At 36.5% G+C, this 21,083-nt stretch carries 25 protein-coding genes, 2 tRNA genes and 1 rRNA gene; 26 read left to right on the forward strand and 2 right to left on the reverse strand.

The genetic code is table 11. The annotated features are described in order from the left end of the window. From BLV53_RS08705 to BLV53_RS08785, 18 genes are all read left to right on the forward strand, one after another. A 23S ribosomal RNA gene (locus BLV53_RS08705) occupies positions 1-95 on the forward strand; the annotation flags it as partial. A gap of 124 nt (positions 96-219) precedes the next feature. Beyond that, positions 220-292 (forward strand) — tRNA-Ala (locus BLV53_RS08710). Positions 293-454: 162 nt separating this feature from the next. Further along, positions 455-525, forward strand: a tRNA-Trp gene (locus BLV53_RS08715). 212 nt (positions 526-737) lie between these two features. Beyond that, complete coding sequence (locus BLV53_RS08720) at positions 738-1,019, forward strand: SpoVG family protein (RefSeq protein WP_278335387.1); 282 nt, start codon at positions 738-740, stop codon at positions 1,017-1,019. 14 nt (positions 1,020-1,033) lie between these two features. Beyond that, on the forward strand, positions 1,034-1,192 hold the full coding sequence (locus BLV53_RS17005; protein WP_170830801.1) for a hypothetical protein: 159 nt from the start codon (positions 1,034-1,036) through the stop codon (positions 1,190-1,192). 292 nt (positions 1,193-1,484) lie between these two features. Beyond that, the gene (locus BLV53_RS08725) at positions 1,485-1,772 is read left to right on the forward strand and encodes a helix-turn-helix domain-containing protein (RefSeq protein WP_090299949.1); all 288 of its coding nucleotides are present in this window, start codon (positions 1,485-1,487) and stop codon (positions 1,770-1,772) included. Then, positions 1,759-2,955 (forward strand): type II toxin-antitoxin system HipA family toxin, encoded by a 1,197-nt coding sequence (locus tag BLV53_RS08730; protein ID WP_090299951.1) that lies wholly within the window; start codon positions 1,759-1,761, stop codon positions 2,953-2,955. The genes BLV53_RS08725 and BLV53_RS08730 overlap by 14 nt, the downstream gene beginning before the upstream one ends. A gap of 66 nt (positions 2,956-3,021) precedes the next feature. Continuing rightward, positions 3,022-3,387 (forward strand): LPD16 domain-containing protein, encoded by a 366-nt coding sequence (locus tag BLV53_RS08735; RefSeq protein ID WP_090299952.1) that lies wholly within the window; start codon positions 3,022-3,024, stop codon positions 3,385-3,387. Between the two features lie 50 nt (positions 3,388-3,437). After that, complete coding sequence (locus BLV53_RS08740) at positions 3,438-3,650, forward strand: hypothetical protein (RefSeq protein WP_090299955.1); 213 nt, start codon at positions 3,438-3,440, stop codon at positions 3,648-3,650. A 188-nt stretch (positions 3,651-3,838) separates the two neighbouring features. Further along, positions 3,839-4,462 (forward strand): DUF4317 family protein, encoded by a 624-nt coding sequence (locus BLV53_RS08745; protein ID WP_090300265.1) that lies wholly within the window; start codon positions 3,839-3,841, stop codon positions 4,460-4,462. A 2-nt stretch (positions 4,463-4,464) separates the two neighbouring features. Further along, positions 4,465-4,833 (forward strand): YccF domain-containing protein, encoded by a 369-nt coding sequence (locus BLV53_RS08750; RefSeq protein ID WP_090299957.1) that lies wholly within the window; start codon positions 4,465-4,467, stop codon positions 4,831-4,833. Positions 4,834-4,839: 6 nt separating this feature from the next. After that, positions 4,840-5,145, forward strand: coding sequence for a YqfO family protein (locus tag BLV53_RS08755; protein WP_090299959.1), 306 nt, complete (start codon positions 4,840-4,842; stop codon positions 5,143-5,145). A gap of 15 nt (positions 5,146-5,160) precedes the next feature. Continuing rightward, on the forward strand, positions 5,161-5,472 hold the full coding sequence (locus BLV53_RS08760; protein ID WP_090299961.1) for a TfoX/Sxy family protein: 312 nt from the start codon (positions 5,161-5,163) through the stop codon (positions 5,470-5,472). Between the two features lie 15 nt (positions 5,473-5,487). Next, complete coding sequence (locus tag BLV53_RS08765; protein WP_090299963.1) at positions 5,488-5,697, forward strand: hypothetical protein; 210 nt, start codon at positions 5,488-5,490, stop codon at positions 5,695-5,697. Between the two features lie 9 nt (positions 5,698-5,706). Continuing rightward, positions 5,707-6,075: a zinc ribbon domain-containing protein gene (locus BLV53_RS08770; protein WP_090299965.1), complete on the forward strand. Its 369-nt coding sequence runs from the start codon at positions 5,707-5,709 to the stop codon at positions 6,073-6,075. 242 nt (positions 6,076-6,317) lie between these two features. Continuing rightward, complete coding sequence (locus BLV53_RS08775) at positions 6,318-6,797, forward strand: YbaK/EbsC family protein (protein WP_090299967.1); 480 nt, start codon at positions 6,318-6,320, stop codon at positions 6,795-6,797. Then, the gene (locus BLV53_RS08780) at positions 6,790-7,266 is read left to right on the forward strand and encodes a GNAT family N-acetyltransferase (RefSeq protein WP_090299969.1); all 477 of its coding nucleotides are present in this window, start codon (positions 6,790-6,792) and stop codon (positions 7,264-7,266) included. The genes BLV53_RS08775 and BLV53_RS08780 overlap by 8 nt, the downstream gene beginning before the upstream one ends. Before the next feature lie 180 nt (positions 7,267-7,446). Beyond that, entirely contained in the window at positions 7,447-7,938 is a 492-nt protein-coding gene (locus BLV53_RS08785) for a hypothetical protein (protein WP_090299972.1), read from the forward strand. A gap of 48 nt (positions 7,939-7,986) precedes the next feature. Here BLV53_RS08785 and tnpC read toward each other — a convergent pair whose 3' ends face one another. Beyond that, the gene (gene tnpC / locus BLV53_RS08790) at positions 7,987-9,732 is read right to left on the reverse strand and encodes an IS66 family transposase (RefSeq protein ID WP_090299974.1); all 1,746 of its coding nucleotides are present in this window, start codon (positions 9,730-9,732) and stop codon (positions 7,987-7,989) included. Positions 9,733-9,742: 10 nt separating this feature from the next. Beyond that, positions 9,743-10,066, reverse strand: coding sequence for a hypothetical protein (locus tag BLV53_RS17220; protein ID WP_207646228.1), 324 nt, complete (start codon positions 10,064-10,066; stop codon positions 9,743-9,745). 309 nt (positions 10,067-10,375) lie between these two features. Here BLV53_RS17220 and BLV53_RS08800 point away from each other — a divergent pair, with 309 nt between their 5' ends. From BLV53_RS08800 to BLV53_RS08835, 8 genes are all read left to right on the forward strand, one after another. Then, positions 10,376-10,783: a hypothetical protein gene (locus BLV53_RS08800; RefSeq protein ID WP_090299978.1), complete on the forward strand. Its 408-nt coding sequence runs from the start codon at positions 10,376-10,378 to the stop codon at positions 10,781-10,783. A 125-nt stretch (positions 10,784-10,908) separates the two neighbouring features. Further along, on the forward strand, positions 10,909-12,162 hold the full coding sequence (locus tag BLV53_RS08805) for a hypothetical protein (protein WP_090299980.1): 1,254 nt from the start codon (positions 10,909-10,911) through the stop codon (positions 12,160-12,162). A 241-nt stretch (positions 12,163-12,403) separates the two neighbouring features. Beyond that, positions 12,404-12,673, forward strand: a complete 270-nt coding sequence (locus tag BLV53_RS08810) for a hypothetical protein (RefSeq protein ID WP_090299982.1) — start codon at positions 12,404-12,406, stop codon at positions 12,671-12,673. A 236-nt stretch (positions 12,674-12,909) separates the two neighbouring features. After that, positions 12,910-13,386: a DUF2975 domain-containing protein gene (locus BLV53_RS08815; protein WP_090299983.1), complete on the forward strand. Its 477-nt coding sequence runs from the start codon at positions 12,910-12,912 to the stop codon at positions 13,384-13,386. 25 nt (positions 13,387-13,411) lie between these two features. Continuing rightward, a complete protein-coding gene (locus BLV53_RS08820) occupies positions 13,412-13,633 on the forward strand; it encodes a helix-turn-helix domain-containing protein (protein WP_090299985.1) in 222 nt (73 codons plus the stop codon). A gap of 1 nt (position 13,634) precedes the next feature. After that, positions 13,635-15,194, forward strand: a complete 1,560-nt coding sequence (locus BLV53_RS08825) for a DUF4153 domain-containing protein (protein WP_170830802.1) — start codon at positions 13,635-13,637, stop codon at positions 15,192-15,194. Between the two features lie 187 nt (positions 15,195-15,381). Beyond that, positions 15,382-16,881, forward strand: coding sequence for a family 43 glycosylhydrolase (locus BLV53_RS08830; RefSeq protein WP_090299989.1), 1,500 nt, complete (start codon positions 15,382-15,384; stop codon positions 16,879-16,881). A 14-nt stretch (positions 16,882-16,895) separates the two neighbouring features. Next, positions 16,896-21,011: a hypothetical protein gene (locus BLV53_RS08835; protein WP_090299991.1), complete on the forward strand. Its 4,116-nt coding sequence runs from the start codon at positions 16,896-16,898 to the stop codon at positions 21,009-21,011. Positions 21,012-21,083: the final 72 nt, after the last annotated feature.

Consider the following 21,083-nt stretch of genomic DNA (forward strand, 5'->3'; position numbering starts at 1 on the left):
AAGATCCCTTAAAGACGATAAGGTAGATAGGTTCAAGGTGTAAGTGTGGTAACACACTCAGCTGATGAATACTAATAGATCGAAGGTTTATTCTAAGGTAAAGATATGTAGAAAGATAATTCATTAATGCTGTATGAAGTTTTGAGGTTGCTATAAATATGATTAGCAGGCAGTATCAATAGATGAAGTGCTTGCTATTTTTAAGTAAGTAGTTAATATGGGGGCGTAGCTCAGTTGGGAGAGCACCTGCCTTGCAAGCAGGGGGTCAAGAGTTCGAATCTCTCCGTCTCCATTTAAGTTTTTACAAATTTGTAAGAATTTTTTTGTGAAAAATCGTAAAAAAATGTGAATAAATTGTGATTTTTCTATTGAAACCAACGCGATATTATGTTATTATCATTAAGTCGCGTGGGTGAGGGACTCAAATCAATTTTGGGTTTTTCGCTTACGATATAGGGGACTGGTCAAATGGTATGATAGGGGTCTCCAAAACCTTTGGTGGGAGTTCGATTCTCTCGTCCCCTGTTTGACTAAAGTGCTATAAACGTTGATTTTACGGCGTTTATGAGCACTTATTTTTTTGCTCATAAATCAAAAGTCACCGATTAAAGTCACTGCTAGAGATTACATAATATTAAAAATTTATAGAAAGGTAAGCTAATTCAATAGCATCCAAGGATATTACATAGAGTAGGAATTCATAATAGAATTTCTACTCTTTTTTTGCTTTAATTGAAATCAGAACAACAAAGCTTACAGGAACAGAAGGAAATGTGAGAGGTCTTTCAACAGTGACATTTGATGGAAAGTATGCTGTGAGAAATATCTCAATTGTGGAAAGTAAGAAGGGAGGACTTTTTGTTTCTATGCCAAGTTACAAGTTTAAGGAACTTGATCCAAACGGAAAGTCTCAGTTCAAGGATATCGCATATCCGGTAACAAAGGAGTTTAGAGAAATGCTCTATGGAAAGATTATGGAGAGCTATAAGGAGGAGCAGAACTTAGAGTTTACTGTTTAATGATGGGAGGAACCATGATGGCTTTATCAAAGGAAAAACTAGAAATCAGAAGAATGGGGCAGGGTGAGTTCCAGAGGTATCTTGAGGATGGCTTGGCTGAAAAAATCGTAGAAGTTGCTCTGGAGCGAATTGCTTCTTATGGTGAGTTTATGGATATCCTGTTTGAGGGGTAAGGTTTGTGGAGGCTTATGATTATTTCAGGTTTGAGAATGAGATAGTCCTGAGGAATAGAGGCTTTGAAAAAATCTCTGTAAATTTAATATAAGACATTCAAGATAGGGTCTTCTATGATAAATTTTTTAAACATCAAGGAGGCCCATTTTATTATGATATCCAAACAGCTGAGCCAGCTATATGATGTAAAGCCGCTGAGTAAAATCGTCGAGAAAAATGCTACTATAATAGCAAAACATTGGAAAATATAAGTAATAGTGATATAATAGTAGCAATTACGGGAGGTAAAATATGGATGTTAATATAAATTATTTATGGGATACACCAACAGATGTTGCTATGAGATTAGCAAGCAGGCTAAAAAGTATCCGTAAAAGAAAGAAAATCACACAAAAGGAGTTGGCCGGAAGAAGCAATGTTAGCTACGCTACACTTCGAAAGTTCGAAAAAACAGGGCAGATTTCACTTGAATCTTTTATAAAACTAGCAATGGAGTTGGGGGTCATTCAAGAGTTGAATTCACTTTTTACAGAACCTGTGTATACCAGTATTGAGGAGGTTATAAATGCGAGTAAATAAAACGCTGGATGTTTACTATCATGGGATGCAAGTAGGAACACTTGCAGAAACTCCAGATAAAAGAATTGCATTTCAATACTCATCAGAATGGCAGAAAAATGGATTCTCTATAAGTCCGTTCTCGTTGCCATTGCGAAATGATGTATTTGTGCCAAATGAACGTTCATTAGAGCGTTTTGGTGGATTGTTTGGGGTATTTGCAGACAGCTTGCCTGATAGCTGGGGCCAATTATTATTAGATAGACATTTAGAAACACTGGGAATAACAAGAAGTGGAATATCTACACTAGAAAGGCTTGCTTATGTAGGTAAGAATGGTATGGGAGCACTTGAATACCTGCCGTCCAAAGAATCCGATTTCGATTTCAAGGGTATAGGACTAGATTTTGATACTATTGCTAAAGAATGTGAAAATATCCTTTCATCTAAAGAATCAAATCAACTGGATATACTTTTTAAAATGGGCGGGTCTAGCGGTGGAACCAGGCCTAAAATTCTTATTTCTGAAAACAATAGGGATTGGATAATAAAGTTTCCATCAAAGAGTGATCCAGAAATAAGTGGGAAAAGAGAATTTGATTATTCATTGTGTGCAAAGGGTTGCGGTATATCTATGACCGAAACCGAATTGATTCCATCAACTGTATGCGAAGGATATTTTAAAACTGAGCGTTTTGAAAGAAGAGATGGTGAAAAGATATTTACAATTACATTTGCTGCGCTATTAGAAGCTGATTTTCGCGCACCATCATGCGATTATGAGACATTCTTTAAATTGACTAAAGCGCTGACAAAAGATGCAATTTATGACAAGGAGCAAATGTATCGCATTATGTGCTTTAATATAGCTGCTCATAACAGAGACGATCATACAAAAAATTTCTCATTCACACATTCGGACTTAAATGGATGGAAGCTAGCTCCTGCTTATGACATTACATACAGTGACACATATTGGGGAGAGCATACTACATCTGTAAATGGTAAGGGAAAAGATATCACTAAGGAAGATTTGATTAAAGTTGGATGTGATGCTGGACTGACAGAAAAATTCTGTTTAGATTGTCTTGAAGAAATAGAAGAAAAAGTAAAAATGTTAGATAACTACCTTAAGCCAAATCATAGAAAAACAAAAGAGCATATCCATTTCAAGGAACGCATTTCAGAAATCAATGGTCTATAAAAAATAAGATAGTCATAAAAGAAATATAAAGTTAGGAACAAAAATTTTGAAACATCAAATGATGAGGTGGCTTTCAAAATCGGAAATGAATACCTGGCAGTTCAAAAAACTGATGGTGGCTTCGACTACACAATCTACGATGAGACCTACCGAGTAAAGGATGGAGGGGTAGTCGAAAGACCGAATGCATCTATAGCCATTGTGGTAGCGGAGCTCGTAATGAGTGAAGGCTTTGATAAGTATTTAAACAACATAGATATTCTCGAGAAGGTTGTTGCTATTGAAAATTATTTTAAAAAGGATATCTCTATACCAGATACATTTCCAATGGAAGCTTATTATGCATTAAATTGGTTGTATGAACTGGTTACAACAGGTAAATCAACACACAAATGGTCAGGATACACCTTTACTTTTGATTTGGGATTATAAAAAAAACAATTTTAAAAACAGAGGATATACCTTATGCCATGAGCTTGACCATGAATACCCAAATAGAATTATTTGATTTGAATGAAACAATAGAAATTAAAGAATCAATAAATAACCTACGCATTAAAGATTTGGATAAGTTAAAACAAAAAGCTGAGGTATTAGATGATGAAGATCTTATTAAGGTCAAAATTATACCTAATCCTGGTGAAGAAGCTTTATGTGATTGTATAGATGAATTGGTGACTGATTTAAGTGCATAAAAAGTATATCTTTCTGAGAGTAAATTATTTTGATATAAAGACTCTTTTTCATTATATAGATGGAGGAAAGAAATCTTTTTGCAAATCTGCATCAATATGAAATTTCGGAAGCATCAGCCACATTGGTTGGTGCTTTCTATTTTGAAAAGAAGTACAATACCCTTATACAAAACACAAAGGACACAAATATGGGACAGATTAACAGAGACGACATGCTGGAGCTTACACGCAGATTTACATCAGCTCGCAGCAACTTAGTTAGAATTGCAGGTGCGTATATAGATGAGGAAGGCTATATAGACGGCACATTTAATACAAGCTTCCTGAGTCTGAAGGGAGCGGAAAAGAATAGATGTCTTGATATCGCAAAGGCGATACCGTTTGCCAAGCCAAATGAGGAATTGATTCAGTATAAGATTCCAAGGCTGGGGCCAGGATCTATCTGGCAGATGATTTATGCAATTCGTGAATGCGAATTGAAGAATGACGCGCTGATGCTGAATTTGTATGAGCTGATAGCGGAGAAATATCCCAAGGGAAGACCTTATGCGATTTATGTTTACTATGGGGCTTACGATGTGCCAATCAAGGGCAGCGACAAGTCTTATCAGGATGAATCGGAAGAGGTTTATAAGTATCTGATTATGGCGATTTCGCCAGTGGATGAGGAGCAGGTACCACATTCACCAGAGGCGGGATTCCTTTATCCGGCATTTACTAATAGGAGCACAGATATAAATCATGTGAATTTCTACAGCCAGGATTATGAGGAAGCCAGAGAGTTGATGAAGTTTTTGGATTTGGAGGGGTGAGTATGAAATTTATCGGAAACGTAATTTGGATAATATGCGGCGGTTTGCTCAGTGCCATAGGTTGGTGGCTAGCAGGAGCATTGTGGTGCATTACAATTATTGGCATTCCAGTAGGAGTGCAGTGTTTTAAGCTTTCATCAATCTCACTTAATCCATTTGGAAAAGATGTGGTAGATGAGGGCGGCGCAGGATCTTGTCTGCTGAATATAATCTGGTTCTTTGTTTCAGGGCTGGAGCTTGCTATCGGAAATGCGTTAATAGGAATATTGCTATGCGTTACAATTATAGGATTCCCATTTGGTAAGCAGTTTTTCAAGATCGCAAAGCTTGCAATTGCACCATTTGGAGCCAGAGTTGTGAAGGTGGGGTAAACTAGCATGTACAAAATCGAAACATTCATACCAAAAGAATCACTGCAGGAACTTCGCCAGGCATTGCTTGAAGTGGATGCAGGTCATATAGGAAATTACAGGGGATGTTTGTCTTACTATCCTGTTACGGGCGTATGGTTCTCAGATGAAGGCTCGAATCCTACAGTTGGCCAGAAGGGTCAGTGGAGTGAGGAGCCAGAGCTGAAAGTAGAGGTTAATGTGGATGATGCTAACAAGGATAAGACTGTTGAAGCTATCAGGAGGGTTCATCCATATGAGGAGCCGGTAATTAATGCGATTAGGTTAGAATAACGTGGGGGCGAATAAATGGCATCAAACAAAGAGTACTTAGAATATGTCTTAGAGCAACTGTCATCACTGGATGGCATCACATACAAGGCAATGATGGGTGAGTACATCATTTATTATCAGGGGAAGATTGTAGGTGGAATCTATGATGATAGATTTCTTGTGAAGCCGACAAAATCTGCCATGACTATGATGCCAGAAGCTTCTCTTGAATTGCCTTATGAGGGAGCGAAGGAAATGTTGTTGGTGGATGATATAGACAACAGAGATTTCCTGCATGAGTTATTTAATGCGATGGTAGATGAACTGCCAGCACCTAAGAAAAAGTAGAAAGAAGGAATTAGCTTGAAGTACATTGTAAAAAGAATCCAGGAAGCAGACTATGGTTGCGAGGAGAGACCAGAGGGATACCAGTTTCAGGTGTTGCTCCGATTATGTGACGAGACGGGACAGGAGATTGATATGGAGGTGGCAGACGCAGAGCTGCTGGCCAAGGATATCAACGAAGGCGACTGGGTATTCTTTGATAAGGATAATGAGATTTTTAAGGAATAGTAGAGGCTTATGTTTTTTATAATGGGAATTACTGATGGTCGCAAAGACTTTGATTTTAGTCAGACCGTAATATGCGATAGCTGTGGAAAGTATGGAAGATATCAGGTGTTCATGCTCTATACAGTCTTATCACTTTTCTTTATTCCTACATTCAAATGGAATAGAAGATATTATGTTCAGATGAGCTGCTGTGGCATAGTCTATGAACTTGGTCCGGAGATAGGAAAGCGAATAGCCGCAGGAGAAGAGCTTCAAATAAAACCGCAGGATTTAACTAATGTGAGTCAGGGTAGAGGTTTCTTTAAGCGTTGTAGAAATTGTGGCTATGAGACAGCGGAAGATTTTGATTATTGCCCTAAGTGTGGGTTGAGGTTTTAGCGGTCTTAGTAGAGAAAATAGTTTTGAGAGGTTTGGATATAAAAGGTTCACAGGCGAAAGAATCAAAAGATAAAGTAAAAGCTTGGATTGCGCAGTAAGGAGGGCGGCGTATGCAGGCATTTCAAAGAAGGTATGATGTTTTGGCAGATTATAGATGAGATTTATAACTAGCAATAGAAATCTTTTATTTCCTGCTAATAGCATTGCTTCGCTATAATTGAATTTAACATGGAGGTATAGCGATGATTAATGAGAAGGTAAAAGCATTCCTAGATGAGAAGTCTCTGGGGGACAGGCTCACAGAGCATACAGAGACTATTGATACGGTGGAGCATGCTGCTCAGCAGATTGGTTGTAGCGAGCCAGAGATTGCGAAGACATTGTCATTTGTAGTGGATGAAAAGCCGGTTGTGGTTGTTATGGCTGGCGATGGGAAGGCAAACAGTTCTAAGTTTAAAACTTATTTTCATACCAAGCCTCATATGATTCCACGTGATCAGGTGCAGGAGATTACAGGCTTTCAGCCTGGTGGTGTTTGTCCTTTTGCTGTGCCTGAGGATATTCCAATTTGGCTGGATGTTTCTATGAAGCGATTCGAATATGTTCATCCTGCAGGAGGCAACGAATATACATCCGTAAAGATTACTCCAGCAGAGCTTGAGAAAGCATCTGGAGCTGAAGGATGGGTAGATATTTGTAAAGGCTGGGAAGAAGATGATTGACTGCAGAGAAATTACAGAAGCGGACAATGCAGCAGTGGCTGCGCTTGTGCGCGATAATCTAAAGGCTCGTGGGCTGGATATCCCTGGAACGGTATATTTTGATGAGGGCTTGGAACACCCGAGCGACTTTTACAACAATGATGAGCGCAGATACTATGTTATTGAGGATGATGGCGGTCAGGTGATTGGTGGTATAGGATTTGCCAGGTTTGAACCTATGAAAGATACTGCGGAACTTCAAAAGTTGTACCTTTCAGATGGAGCGAAGGGCTCAGGTCTTGGATATGTACTGATTGATTTTGTTGAGGAGAAGAGGCGCGAGGCAGGATACAAGGTTTCCTATTTGGAAACACATGACAACCTGCAGGCTGCTATTCATATTTATGAGAAGAAGGGTTACGTGGAGATTGAACGCCCAAAGGAAGTTGTGCATAGCACAATGAATAGGTTCTTTAGAAAAGAGTTATAAAATCGCATAAAATTACTATTCACAGTCAAATAAGGATATTAAATGAAGCTCACTTTTTGTGGGCTTTATTTTATGGAGGGATTCTAGAAAGTATGTTGGTTTTCGTACTACTTGTATAAATAGACATATATTGATAATATGAGGATATACTTATGCGGTTTGGTACGAGGGAGGTGCGCTATGAAGAAAGGTCCATATGTTGAAGGAATACTGGGGATTATGTTTCTACTAACATCACTTATTATGGGGTACAAATATGTAGGTGGTTATTTTGTTAATTTTATTGATTATCCATCCTTGATTCTGCTTTGTTTTCTACTACTTATTTCTTTATATGCTGGAAACCAATTACGCTACTTTGCACAGGCAATAAAGAATGCCTTTATTAAATCGTCAAAGGAAATCAGTAAATCTGACATAAAAAGAATGGAATATTCTATAGATTATGCTATAAAGGTTTTGATGTTCGGAGGAATGTTTTTTGCTGTAATTTATCTATTTACCTTTTTTCAAAATTTGCCGGCTTCAGCTGATTATGAGATAGTGTTGATTAATGTTGCTATTGCATTTCTTTCTGTTTTTTGGTCATTATTCTTTAGTCTGTTTTTAGTACAGATAAAGGGGCGAATACATAATTTAAGCAATCATTTAGGGGATGGAGAGACGTTATAAGTTTAGATTTTATTTGTTGTTGAAAATGGTATCACCACTAGGCGGGGCTTATGCTCCGCCTAGTAGTTCATTTAGGGTGAAAGGATTCCCTGAAGTAAGCCTCTGTAATGCAGTTACTTCGTTGACTCCATTTCTGAGACAGGTTTCAAGGTAAGTCCTTATATCAGCAAAATAGCCAGCTGATTCAACAGATTGATATTGTCCAGATACCTTCAGTTTTGTCTTTTGACCTCTGAGACCACGCTCTGCAAGATTGTTGGTTGGAGGCACATCAAAATCCTTTACCCATAAAAAATAGTTCTTTTTGTAGTCGTTAATTCGATTCATGAGCCTGCGTTCATCGGACTCATAAAAATGACCTGTAGATTCTTCGTGCTCAGATGTTGCTACAGTCATGATCTTATCAACCTGATGAATGACATCTCTGTACTTAGATCTTGGAAAAGAATCTCCACCAGACGCAATAATCTGATTCCTTTCATGAATGGTGGAAGCGATTAGTTCGTTAAGCTGACTAGCCCAGGAGTGATGGCATATGTCGTTCAATGATTTTAAATCCCTTTCTAAATGTTGATTACATTCTGCGTTTTCAAAATAGAAATCATCGTTATAATTTACAAGTACATGGTCATGAACAACAACGGTATCAGGTCCAAGAGCACCTAACACGGCGTCTTCATCAAGACCATCCCTTGCTTTAGTTTCATGAGCCTTAAATAATGCCAGTTTGTTATTGCCGTAGAATCTCATGCAGCCACGCTTCGTATTTACGAATATGACAGTATCGTCCCAATGAACAACATGAGATTTGATTATTTCAAGTCTCACAGCTTCAACAAAAGATTTTAAACCAAGAGAAGCTCTCCGTTGCTGCTTGCAGATAAATCCTTCACTAATAGATATGCCATTTCCAAGGAAGCCATCTATAAGCCTTTTGGCCCGGTTTATGCTGATGTATCCTAAATCAAGTAAAGCTAGAATCATAGCTTTTATGTTGCTGCCGTATTGAGTTTGCTCCTTCAAATGTAATGGTATGGAAGAGTGAACTATCTTGCCGCAATCAAGGCATTTGTAAACATAAAAATGATGTCTGCGATTGATAATCTTTATTTCAAAATCAATTTCGTCTTTGTCAATACAATCCACGTATTCAAGATTCCTACTACCACAGGATGGACATTCGGTTAAAATATGATAACGGTCATCATTTATCTTATTATCTGGAATTGGCGCTAACGAATGTTTTTCATGTCCAGGTTGACCACCTCTTTTTAGTTCTGATTTTTCTCTTAGATTTTGAATAACTTTGTTTTTGCCAATAGGAGTTTTGCTAGTTGGAAGCCCACTGTTAGTACCATCAGTATCATTTTTAGCTTTCTCTTTTTGAAGTTCTTCCTTCAATGCATTGATTTGATCCAAAAGGTCTTTATTGTCGGAAGAATCTGATCCTAAAATAGCATCAAGGCGTGACTGAAGTTCTTCGCATTTAGCCTTATATTCATCACGTTCTTTTTCAATATCTTCTTTGTCTAGCTGCGCGTCTCTGGCTGCGATTTTAAAATTCTCTGTGATTTTTACTTGCTGCTGCCAGTTATTCTTGAATCGTTCAGCTTCTTTTTTCCAATGGAGCATTTCCTGATGCTCTTTATTCCTAGCCTTAAGATTTGATGCTTTTTCTGGAACAGTGTAGGTACCAGCATCAACTTCTGCTAGCATCTTTTTGAGCTTTTTATTTTCGCGCGCAAGAGCAAGACATTCCTGGCGTCTTTTTTCGTAGGCTTCATCTTTAGTCATTTAACAACACCTATTTCCTGAGCTTGTTGACGGTCTCTTTAAGGGATGCTACTTGAGATTTGAGAGCTTCGTTTTCGCCTAATAGACGTTTTACTTCAGACTGAAGCTCTTTAACTGTTGTTGGCATCTGATATTCATTCTCTTCAGGAACATAATTAGGACTACGTTTCCTGCATCTACCGTCAGTAGGTACAATTTCTCCAGTAGTCTCATCCACACGACCTATAAGAGTTCTTTTTGAGCGGGATTGCTTTTTTTCTTTGTCCCACTGATAAGTGGTTTCATAGGCATAAGTGATGCCAGATCTTTTGTCTTTGTTATATGTAATGGCCACGATATCCCTCCTTTCATCGTCATGTATAGTATAACACATGACGATTTTAAAGTAAAGAAAAAAAGTGCAAAAAATCCTATAAAATCAAGGATTTTTGCACTTGTGGCGACCAGTGTAAATCGTCATGTGAATATAAAAATAGATTGTGAAGCTAGAATGACTGTGAATAGTAACCGCATAAAATCAACGTTTGTGAGCTGTGCTTTTTAAAGTACAGCTCATTTTTTATTATAGAATCAGAAGGAGACTAGTGCCTAGTAAGTAGGGCGGAGTGAATAATTGAAAATATGAAGGAGAGGATTGTGGAAGATGAAAAATAGAGAAGTACTTGAATCAATGAACAAAGAAGATTTAATCGAGCTGATAATTCAATATGGAGACAATGGCTTGTTTCCGATTGAGCTTTTTACATTAAAGGCTGAGTATGATTTTTCTTATGATGATTTAGCAAAATGTTGGCAGGAAATTCTTAGAAAAGCTCTCATGATGGATCAAGATGAAGATGGTAATGCAGCTGAAGTTTTAGCAACTGGTGCAGAACTCTTATTTGAGCAAATTAAGAGGATAGATGCAGAAGAAGTGAATCTACTTTTGGAGACTATGATTGAGAATCTAGAAAGGGCTGCAGAGGAAGATGGTATTGGAATGCATGAAGATTCTGAATGGATGTATCTGCAGGTCAAGGATGATATCGAGGAGTATTGTGGGGAAATATAATTTGCACATGTCGAAAAGAACGCTGCTTTATTAGTAAATGATAATTTTTAGTGAGATTGATTGATTTGAAGCGATATAAATGCTATATTCATTTTTAATTGACTAAATACAAATGGTGGGGGAATATGGACAATTCGCGAATTGAATCTAATGATATGCCAGAATGGCAAGGAGGGCCTGGAACTAATCAAAGATTCCATACGGTTCATCCAGATGGTCTAAATGCTCAGCAGATAAATAGCAGTTATACTGTTAATGTTAATCAAGGGAATTCTGATGAAAATGAGCCTTCTATTAAGGGTACTAGTTTGATTGAAGACTGGGCAGTTTTAGTTAAACGCTATCCTTTATTTTTTGGTATTAATATTGGTATTGTTGTTGTACTTAGTGTGGCAGTTATATTTCTTTTGAAAAATGTTATTAGTATGGCATCAAAAGATTATGAAGATGTAAAGGAATCTATTGATTCTTTAGCGGAAGAGATGCATACATCAAATAAAGCTATTACAGACGAGATATACGCATTTAACGGGAAATTAAGTAGTTTAAACGCGAAAGTAGAAGATATTATTGTTCTTCGTTCAAATACTAATCAAACTATTACCGTTGAACCTAATGAAGTCTATCCTACAGGTGCGGCGTACGGTGTTCCGAAAATTGATGCAAACGAGATTGTAGGTATTGATGTAAATGGAACAGAATATAGGCCTTCAGAATTAGTTGGAAAAACAGTTTTATTGGCTTATAGAGAGGACGATTATGAAGTCTTTTTCTATGGACAAATAAATGACTCATATCATTGGGATGGTTATTGTATTACAAATGCCTATACTAGCGATGGATATTTATATGGTATATGTGAATCGAATTTTAGTGATGGTAACCGTTTGGATTATATTTCTTTATACAGAGAGGGTAATTCTGATAATTATATTTATGCAAATAGATTTTTATATAATGGAAAAAATGAGGGGGAAACTCTTGTTTATAATATAAAAAATCTTACACCTAAAGTGTTTACCTATGACAATGTTAGAGCTACTGATATTCTTTATGTGAGTAGCTTTTTGAGAGAGTTAACGGGTATCTCTGTTGTTAAGTATTATAATGGAACTACTGTAGACAATCTTTATGATGATGATACTGGAGAGGCCTACTCGATTGAATTTGACTCTGAAGGTGAAGTTATTCGAGTTTATCATGGCAAATTTGTAAAGGGTAAATGGAAAGATTCTTCTGATAGTGCGTTTGTGATTGTGTACGATCCTGACAAGACACAGTACTATGTAAAAAAGGACCTTTTAAGAACAATTCTTCTACTCAAACAAAACCAGATTATCTGTCAGAAGAAGAATTATCCGAATATATTTCGCTTATAGATATTGAGCAAAAATTAGTCTGGAAATAATAATTTTGTAAAGCATGTAGTAAAACGAATGCTATTTAGAACTGCATTAATATAAGAATTTTTTTAAGTTTTCAAGGCTTTTTTCTTTTATCTTATAAAACAATTTTTAAACATACAAAGTATGACATTTGTGTGATAACCTAAGTGCTATTCTTATCTCATTAAAACAGATGAATAATTTTCGATATGATGAGGAATGAGGAGGTTTAGCTATGAAGACAATTAATTCTAAAAATTCAGTTGTATCATTTATGGAAACACTTAAATTCAGGTTCGATAATCTTATGGAGGAAAGGGCACTTAAGATTGCACTGGATAAACTTGGATATTCAAAAGATGATATTCAGTATTCTAGAGTTAGCTGTGTTGCAGGTTTGAAAATATATGATATAAAGATTATTGCTGGTGGGCAAACCTATTATTATACCGTAGATATGACAACAGGCAGGTTTAAATCAAAAACAGTAGTTTATGCGTATTAGTTACATTGTTAAATGAGATACCGGTTCCAACAAGACATAGTCTGAAAAGACAAAAATAAAGTCTTGTTGGAACCGGTTTTTGTATATATGGAATATTTAAGAATAAAACAATAAAAAATTATCGTAAAACGATAAAAAAGTATTGATAAACGACTAACATAATGGTATAAAGATAATAGTTAAAAAATGATATTAGTTTAGGTTATTTGCCAAATATATTTGTCTTGGAGGATATTATGCAAAACAATCTAAATAGAAGTGTAAAAGTAATTTTAGATTTATGTTTTTACATTGGATTAATTCTAGAAATATTAGTTCCAGTTGGTTTGAAATATGCCGTACAGCTTATAGTTAAACTACTGGGTGATACCACAGAATATACTAAAATTTTAGATCATTATCCTTATGCCATTATTTCGATTATGCTTGTTGGTGCTTCTACTTTAGCTATTTTATATGAGCTTAGAAAAATGATGAAAACAGTGATTAATGATGATTGTTTCGTGAAGCAGAATGTTACAAGTTTGTATAGAATGGGAACATACGCATTTGTAATCACAGTGTTAAAACTTTTAAGGTGTTTTGTATATTTTACACCTGCAGCTGTTATCGTAGCAGGCGTTTTTCTCTTCGCAGGATTGTTTAGTAAGGTGCTTGCCAGAGTTTTTGATACAGCAGTTAGATATAAGGAAGAGAATGATTTAACAATTTAATTACTGTGTGATACGGGTGTAATTTATGATAGTTATAAATTTAGATGTAATGATGGCAAAACGAAAAATAGGATTGACTGAGTTGGCAGGTAAAGTAGGAATTACCATGGCAAATCTCTCAATCTTAAAAAATAATAAAGCAAAGGCTGTACGTTTTGAAACCTTGGAAGCAATATGTAAGGCATTAGATTGTCAGCCTGGAGATATCTTGGAATATGTTCCAGATGAAACAGAGGAGGAAGAGTGATATGAATAATGATTATAGTGGACCACAGTATGGTCAGAATGTGGCAGTGCAAGCTGTCCAACCAAATGAAAACTATTCACAATGTACGAATGCTGAAGCCGTAAAAGGCAATGGGGCTGTATTCAAAAAATATGGATTGTTATCTTTGATTTTTGGTATTTTATATACTTTCTGTTTGTATAAAAATCATTCAGGAATCACATATCCATTTTTTATGCTAGGAGCTCTAACTATTCTTTATTTCATTAGAAAAAAGGACGGTCTATCTTTATTGGCATCAAAAAATGGTAATAAAGGGCTTGGATTATTTTATATAGTGTCATTAATGCTTCTGTCTATTCATAAGTGCCTGAGCGGCAGCGGACTACTTATCGTACTAGATGGTATTGCTATATTCCTTTTATATTATAGCTTTGTAATTAATCTGTATTTGGATACTACAAATTGGGATATTGCAGCATGGTTTGAGGGGATGCTTTTCACCGCCATGGCTCCATTCTCAGCATTTCTTAATCCTTTGTATGACTGTGCTGATTGGTTTAAGAATAAAAATGGAAATCTAACAAAAGAAAAGAAACAAACAATATCAGCAGCCATTATCGGAGCAGTATGTGCAGTTCCAATGCTAATCATTGTTATTTTATTACTTAGCTCAGCTGATGCTGTTTTTTCAAGAATGATGGAAAAAATATATGAGTCTATACATTTACCAGATAATGTGTGGGATATATTATGGATTGCAGTTACTTTTGTTATTTCGGCATTTCTGGCATACCTGGTTCCCTATGTTTTACAGGCTGGAGAATTCAAGGTCAAAGGTGAGAAGCACGGCAATAATAATCCAGTAATTGCTATTACGTTTACTGGAATGATGGGATTTGTGTATTTGGTATTCTGTCTGATACAGTTTATGTTCCTATTTACAAAAACTATGTCATTGCCAGCAGGTTATACCTATGCTAAATATGCTAGAGAAGGCTTTTATCAGCTTCTGGCAGTTTGCCTTATAAATATTGTTATGGTTTCTGTGTGCACTAGGGCTTTTAGAAAATCAAGGGTTCTTACAGCCATACTTACAGTAATTGCAGCATGCACATACATAATGATTGCATCATCAACGCTGAGAATGCTTCTTTATATTAAAGTTTACAATCTTACATTCATGAGAGTGTTTGTGTTATGGTTTTTAGCAGTACTGTGTTTTTGGCTTGCTTTCCTCATGGTTGATTTATTCCGTGAGAGGTTCCCTGTATTTAAAGCCTGCATGATTGTCATAACAGTTGCATACATTGGATTTATATATACAAACCCTGAGTATCAAATTGCAAAATACGATTTGAAGGCTGTTGAGGGTGGACGTGTGGAGCAGTATCAGTCGGTAGAAGATTATATTGTAAATGAATTATCTACAGACGCAGTGCCAGCACTTGTTGGACACAGCAAACTCTTGCATAGATATGAGCTTTACCTTATTGATGAGGAACGCTTTGATGATATTAATCATGATTCCATAAGAACATTTAATTTATCAAATTATAGGGCAAAAAAGATATTCAAATAATCTGTATAAAGCGATATTAAGAGATCGGTCGTATGACTGGTCTCTTTTATTTTGAAATATGTACAAAAACCAATATAGACAATTGATGTATATGCACAAACTTGTGTTTAAAATGTGAAAATATATTGACGCAGAAATGATGCAAACGTAATATTAAAATGTAAAAACGTAAAAGAGAGGTGTGCATATGAAACAATTATTGGTTGTGCTTTTATTGGGGTGCATGGGGATTACTATGGTAGGCTGTGGTAATACTGAAAGTGCTGAGGTGGAAGCTATGAGTGAAACACAGTATTTAGGACAGGATATCGATAGTCATAGCCTGTATCCAGTATCATCCAGAGGATTTGTTGGCGATACAATGCCATATTACGAGGGGGATACATTTAATGTTTTTTATCTTGACGATTTAAGAGATGGACAGCAGGGATATCATCCATGGTCAGTAATGAAGACAAAGGATTTTACTCAGTTTGAAGATATGGGTGAGGTTATTCCTTTTGGTACCACCATAGAAAGCCAGGATATTGCCCTTGGAACTGGAAGTGTAATAAAGGATAAAAATGGAATGTATCATGCTTTTTACACTGGACACAACGATACCTATTCACCTAAAGAGGCTGTAATGCATGCAACAAGTTCAGATATGGTCAACTGGACCAAGAAACCTGAGGATACCTTCTCTGGATATTCAAAGGATGACTTTAGAGATCCATATGTACTTTATGACGATGAAACAGGAAGCTACATAATGCTTGTTGTTACACGCCAGGATAATACAGGTGTTATTGCAAAATATACATCCAAGGATTTATCTCATTGGGAAGATAAGGGCGTATTTTTTAAGAATGATATGGGAAATGACTCAAACCTTGAATGTCCAACATTAATTAAATTTAATGGAACTTGGTATTTATCATTCTCAGATCAGTGGCCAGACAGAGTTGTTCATTATCGTATATGCGAATCAATAAATGGTGACTTTAAGAAGCCAGAAAAAGATACCTTTGATGGAAATGGATTCTACGCAGGCAGAATGGAAACAGATGGAAAAAGATTGTTCGTAGTTGGATGGAATGGTACAAAAAATAATCATTCAGATAGCGAGGAATACAATTGGGCAGGAAATATGGTTGCTCATGAACTGAAGCAGGATAAGCATGGAAATCTTTCTCCGGTATTAAATGAAAAGATTGCTGAAGAGCTAAATAATGACTTAAAGCTAGAGCCTGTTAACTATACTGAAACAGTTAAGTGCAGTGAAGATGACTATACCTTCTCAGGAAAAGATTACGAGGTAGTTGTTTTTGATAAGATACTTGGAAGTTATTTGATTCAGAATACAATCAAGAATTTTGATGCAAATTCTATGTTTGGATATGCATTTAACTTAAATAGTGAAAATGTAGGAAATTTAAATATTGTATTTGATTGTGCAAATAACAAAATTGAATTTTATAATACATCGAAAATTTTTGAAGAGAATCCTCAATCTAAAGTAGATTTTGATTTTACTAAATGCGATGAACTAAAAGTGTCTGTTGTAATTTCAGATGGTGTAGTTGTAGTTTACGTGAATGATCAGGTTGCTTTAACTACAAGAATGTATCTGTCTCAGGGAATGGATTTTGGGGTGTTTAGTATCAATTCGGCTGTAGATTTTGAGAATGTAAAAATGTATAGATAAGTAGGGAGGAGAAAATGTTAAAAAAGTTCAAGGGATTGCCACTGAAAACAAAAGTTATAAGCTGCGTCTGTGCAGGCGCATTGGTCAGTGGAACGGTTGCTGCAGTTGCAGCTGGAACTATGGTTGATGAGGGGGCAGAACAGGAGGATATAATCGAAGCGCTGTCACCACTTAGTGGGGGCTGGCCATCAAGCTTTGATGTAGAAGAGTACGATGAGCCTGAATTTGTAGATAGTGCCTCTAGAACAAATAATGCCTTTAATGTTGAAGATTTTGGTGAGCAGGGTAAAAATGGATGGTTCTATCGATATGGAGATTATAACAATCCTAAAAAGTCAAAGCGAATAGAGTCCTTCGACGGAGAAAAATATTTCCAGGTTGGACTCAGTGGAATGGAAATAAAAAAGAATTTCATTCATACTGCAGAAGGGGAATCGCCAATACTTGAGTGGCGAGCTGCAAAGGAAGGCAAGGTAAATATCAAGCTCACATACGTAAAGGATGTTAATGGAGATAAAAATCCTAATTATCCTGATGGCGTATGTCTAAATGTTTTTAATGGTGATGAACTTATTTTTAATAAAGATGTAACTGTTAGCACAACCAGAGAGGAAGTAGTTGAAGCTACACTGGAAAATGTTCCTGTAGAAAAACTGAGTAGCCTTTATTTTACAGTTGCAGCCAAAAATAATAATGCCTATGATGGCGGTGCTTTATATGTAGCAATCAATGATGTGAATTATAAAGGACCTAAAATCGACACCGACGCGACACGTACGAACAATAATGCAAATAATATAGAGGATTTTGGTACTCAGGGTAAAAATGGATGGATGTATATGTGCGGTAATAAGCCTGGCGCATATAGACCTGTTTCATCAAAGGGCAAGGATGGATTTATGGATTTCACTTCGCCAAATCTTGCTATCAATGAAACATTTATCCATCCTGCAATTAACAGTGATGCTGTGCTAGGCTGGCAGCCTGCTGTAGATGGTACCATTGAAGTAAGAATGAATTATTCAAAGTACGAGCAGAATGATGGTAATCCAGCATGGCCAGATGGCACTATTGTTTCAGTTTATAAGAACAATGAAAAACTCTTTAGTAAAAAGGTTGCAGCAAAAAGAAAAGGTAACAATGAAATAAGCTTTAGGACAAAAGATTTAAAGGTTACCACAAATGATAAGCTTTATTTTGTAGCTGATGCTGGAAATAATGCTTCCTATGATGGTGGCGGATTTGATATTACTATTTTAGATAGAAACAACCTTAAGACTGAAGCTGATGTAACAATTGATGAGTCTGAGATAAGACAGAACTTTGCAGATGTAAATTCTGATTTTGGTGAGCAAGGCAACAATGGTTGGATTTTCCAGGAAACATATCAGGATGAAGTCTTAGGCGCGTACAATATGGAAGCTTTTGACAAAGAGGAAGATAGATATTTTGATGACAGCTATCTTGAGATAAAGCGAGACTATGTTAATACAGGAAAAGGAAAGTCTGCTGTAATTAAATGGAAGGTTGCCCAGACTGGTACAATCAAAATCGATGCAGATTATACCAAATTAAAGAATGAAGATAAAAATCCAAGCTGGCCTGATGGAACAAAGGTTACTATTTTCCATAATGATACTCCATTAACCACACAGGACTTTGGCGCTGACGTAAATAACGAGATTACAAAGGATTTAAGTGTTGCAGCTGTTGACGTTAAGGCTGGTGATTATATTTCCATGGTTGTAGATGGCAAAAAAAATAACGCTTACGATGGTGGTAAATATCATTTTTCTATTAAAGCTATTAGTCCATTGTTTGGACAGACAGAAAAGGATGTACCTAGAGGGTATAGAAATCATAGCTTAAATAATGCTTCTATAGCAGAGGATTTCGGCAAGCAGGGATATCATGGCTGGTACTATCAGTATGGATATTATGATGATCCAATGTTTGCTGTTAATGTGGAAAAATATAAGGATAAGGAAAGCTATACCACAAAAGATGGTCTTGAAATCAAAAGAGACTATATTATGCCAGCAAGCAAGGGGAAGTCTGCAAATGTTAAGTGGATTGCACCAGAGGATGGAAAGATTAATATCGAGTCTACTTATTCAAAGCTTTTAAATGAAGATAAAAATCCAGCATGGCCTGATGGTGTAATCGTTTATTTGATGAAGAATAATGAAATCCTAAATAAGGCTGAATTTGAACCATTGACAGATAAGGTTGTTACAAAAGATTTATCTGTAAGTGGCATTGAGGTAAAAGCCGGAGACGCCATTACACTCCTTGTTGATGGCAAAGAAAATACTGCATATGATGGCGGAAAATATACACTTGTTATTGAAGATGCATATAGACGTACAATGGACATGGTAAACAACAGTGAAGAGAACGAAGCAAATCTGAAAACGGATTTCGGTGAGCAGGGTTCCAACGGTTGGTATTACGTGGAAGGCAAGAACATCAATGATGTAGAATTCTTAAGCGAAAAGAATAAGGATGGCACAGGATATATCTCAAGAAGACTGGATGGACTTGAAGTAAAGGCTGATTTCGTACAGCCTAGACTAAATGCTGATGCAATGTATAAATGGGTTGTAGCCAAGGATGGAGAGATAAATCTTGATGGAAATTATGTCAAATTTGGAAATGAAGATGGCAATCCATACTGGCCAGATGGAACAAGTGTAAGAGTGTACCACAACGATAAATGCCTTTATAAAGAAGATGTCGCTTCATTCCATGGTGACGGTCATGACAACAAGGTAGATATCAAGCTAAACAAGATTCAGGTTAAGAAAGGGGATGTATTCACCTTTGACATGGGTTGCTACAAGAATAATGCATGGGATGGTGGCAGACTGGAAATGGGCATTACAGACGCCACAGAAATCAAGTTACCTGTAGGTGAAGAGGAGCGCAAAAATACAACCTCTCTGGGAGGATTGTCATCTATCAAGCAGGGTACTGATGGATGGTGGTTTATGGAAGGAACTACAGTTGCTGATGCAAAGCCACTTAACAATATGAACGATGATGAAACTGCTTATCTTTCAACAAAGACTTCAGGTCTTGAGATGAAAAAGGATTTTGTTCATCCTGGAGATTCAAAAGCTGCTATTTATAAATGGGTTGTTTATGAGGATGGCAAAATTGATATTTTAGGTGGGTATACTAAATTTGGTCAAAACGATGCAAATCCTGACTGGCCAGATGGTGTAAATCTTTCTATCTATAAGAATGATGAAGTGATTCAAAACAGTGATGTAGAAGCCTTCAGAGGTGATGGAAATGACAATGCTATTCTTTTCGCATTTGAAGAGCTTGAGGTTAAAAAGGGAGATGTAATATCATTTATAATCTCTCCTAAAAACAATAATGCCTATGATGCAGGTAAGCTTTCCGTAAATATTTATGCTGTTAATGAGTCATCAGGAGAAGAGGAGCCTAGAGAAAATAAAACTAATCTGGCAAATGATTTTGGTGAGCAGGGAGTAAATGGCTGGTACTATGGTATGTGCGAATGGAATGGAGAAAACTTCGAATTATTAGAGTATAATCCAGAGGAAAACAGATATTACAATAATGGTAAGCCTGAACTTAAAGCTGATTTTGTAGAGCCAGGTAATGGTAAAAACGCAGCTTACAGATGGATTGTAGCAAAGACTGGTACAGTTAATGTAAAGGGCTGCTATGTAAAATTTGCTAATGATGCAGATCCTGATGCCAACGGCGTATGCATGCGAATCTTTGTCAATGGTGAAGAGAGAAAGTGGCTAGGTGGAAATACTCAGGGCAATTTTGACCATGAGGAAAAGCTTTTCTTTGATGAGACCTATGCAGTTCATAGAGGAGATGCAATTACATTTGCTATAGATTCTGATGGAAACGACAGCTATGATGGTGGTAGATTAGAGGTGGAAATATCACTAGTTCTTCCTGAAGAAAAGGATCAAAATAAAGGAGAGCCCGAAACCGAAAATAAAGGCGACGATGACTCAGATGACAATCCTGTAGAAAACGGTTCTGGAGAACAATTAAATGAAAATCAGACAGAGGATGAAGAGTTTACTGAAGAAGAGCTGCCAGAGTCCGACGATGCAGAAATATCAGAGGAAAAGTAATCTGAAACTTAATATTATATAGTGAAACTTCTTTGAATTCTTTGTGAAAAATTCTATTTGGCAAAATGCGAA

Origin of the sequence: Pseudobutyrivibrio sp. ACV-2 (assembly GCF_900107545.1) — a bacterium.
Classification (GTDB): domain Bacteria; phylum Bacillota; class Clostridia; order Lachnospirales; family Lachnospiraceae; genus Pseudobutyrivibrio.

Excerpts from the sequence above, each read along its gene's own strand:
- BLV53_RS17005 (WP_170830801.1), top strand. The coding sequence starts at position 1,034 with ATGATGGCTTTATCAAAGGAAAAACTAGAAATCAGAAGAATGGGGCAG.
- BLV53_RS08725 (WP_090299949.1), top strand. The coding sequence starts at position 1,485 with ATGGATGTTAATATAAATTATTTATGGGATACACCAACAGATGTTGCT.
- BLV53_RS08730 (WP_090299951.1), top strand. The coding sequence starts at position 1,759 with ATGCGAGTAAATAAAACGCTGGATGTTTACTATCATGGGATGCAAGTA.
- BLV53_RS08740 (WP_090299955.1), top strand. The coding sequence starts at position 3,438 with ATGAATACCCAAATAGAATTATTTGATTTGAATGAAACAATAGAAATT.
- BLV53_RS08745 (WP_090300265.1), top strand. The coding sequence starts at position 3,839 with ATGGGACAGATTAACAGAGACGACATGCTGGAGCTTACACGCAGATTT.
- BLV53_RS08750 (WP_090299957.1), top strand. The coding sequence starts at position 4,465 with ATGAAATTTATCGGAAACGTAATTTGGATAATATGCGGCGGTTTGCTC.
- BLV53_RS08755 (WP_090299959.1), top strand. The coding sequence starts at position 4,840 with ATGTACAAAATCGAAACATTCATACCAAAAGAATCACTGCAGGAACTT.
- BLV53_RS08760 (WP_090299961.1), top strand. The coding sequence starts at position 5,161 with ATGGCATCAAACAAAGAGTACTTAGAATATGTCTTAGAGCAACTGTCA.
- BLV53_RS08770 (WP_090299965.1), top strand. The coding sequence starts at position 5,707 with ATGTTTTTTATAATGGGAATTACTGATGGTCGCAAAGACTTTGATTTT.
- BLV53_RS08775 (WP_090299967.1), top strand. The coding sequence starts at position 6,318 with ATGATTAATGAGAAGGTAAAAGCATTCCTAGATGAGAAGTCTCTGGGG.
- BLV53_RS08780 (WP_090299969.1), top strand. The coding sequence starts at position 6,790 with ATGATTGACTGCAGAGAAATTACAGAAGCGGACAATGCAGCAGTGGCT.
- BLV53_RS08785 (WP_090299972.1), top strand. The coding sequence starts at position 7,447 with ATGAAGAAAGGTCCATATGTTGAAGGAATACTGGGGATTATGTTTCTA.
- tnpC (WP_090299974.1), bottom strand. The coding sequence starts at position 9,732 with ATGACTAAAGATGAAGCCTACGAAAAAAGACGCCAGGAATGTCTTGCT.
- BLV53_RS08800 (WP_090299978.1), top strand. The coding sequence starts at position 10,376 with ATGAAAAATAGAGAAGTACTTGAATCAATGAACAAAGAAGATTTAATC.
- BLV53_RS08805 (WP_090299980.1), top strand. The coding sequence starts at position 10,909 with ATGGACAATTCGCGAATTGAATCTAATGATATGCCAGAATGGCAAGGA.
- BLV53_RS08810 (WP_090299982.1), top strand. The coding sequence starts at position 12,404 with ATGAAGACAATTAATTCTAAAAATTCAGTTGTATCATTTATGGAAACA.
- BLV53_RS08815 (WP_090299983.1), top strand. The coding sequence starts at position 12,910 with ATGCAAAACAATCTAAATAGAAGTGTAAAAGTAATTTTAGATTTATGT.
- BLV53_RS08820 (WP_090299985.1), top strand. The coding sequence starts at position 13,412 with ATGATAGTTATAAATTTAGATGTAATGATGGCAAAACGAAAAATAGGA.
- BLV53_RS08825 (WP_170830802.1), top strand. The coding sequence starts at position 13,635 with ATGAATAATGATTATAGTGGACCACAGTATGGTCAGAATGTGGCAGTG.
- BLV53_RS08830 (WP_090299989.1), top strand. The coding sequence starts at position 15,382 with ATGAAACAATTATTGGTTGTGCTTTTATTGGGGTGCATGGGGATTACT.
- BLV53_RS08835 (WP_090299991.1), top strand. The coding sequence starts at position 16,896 with ATGTTAAAAAAGTTCAAGGGATTGCCACTGAAAACAAAAGTTATAAGC.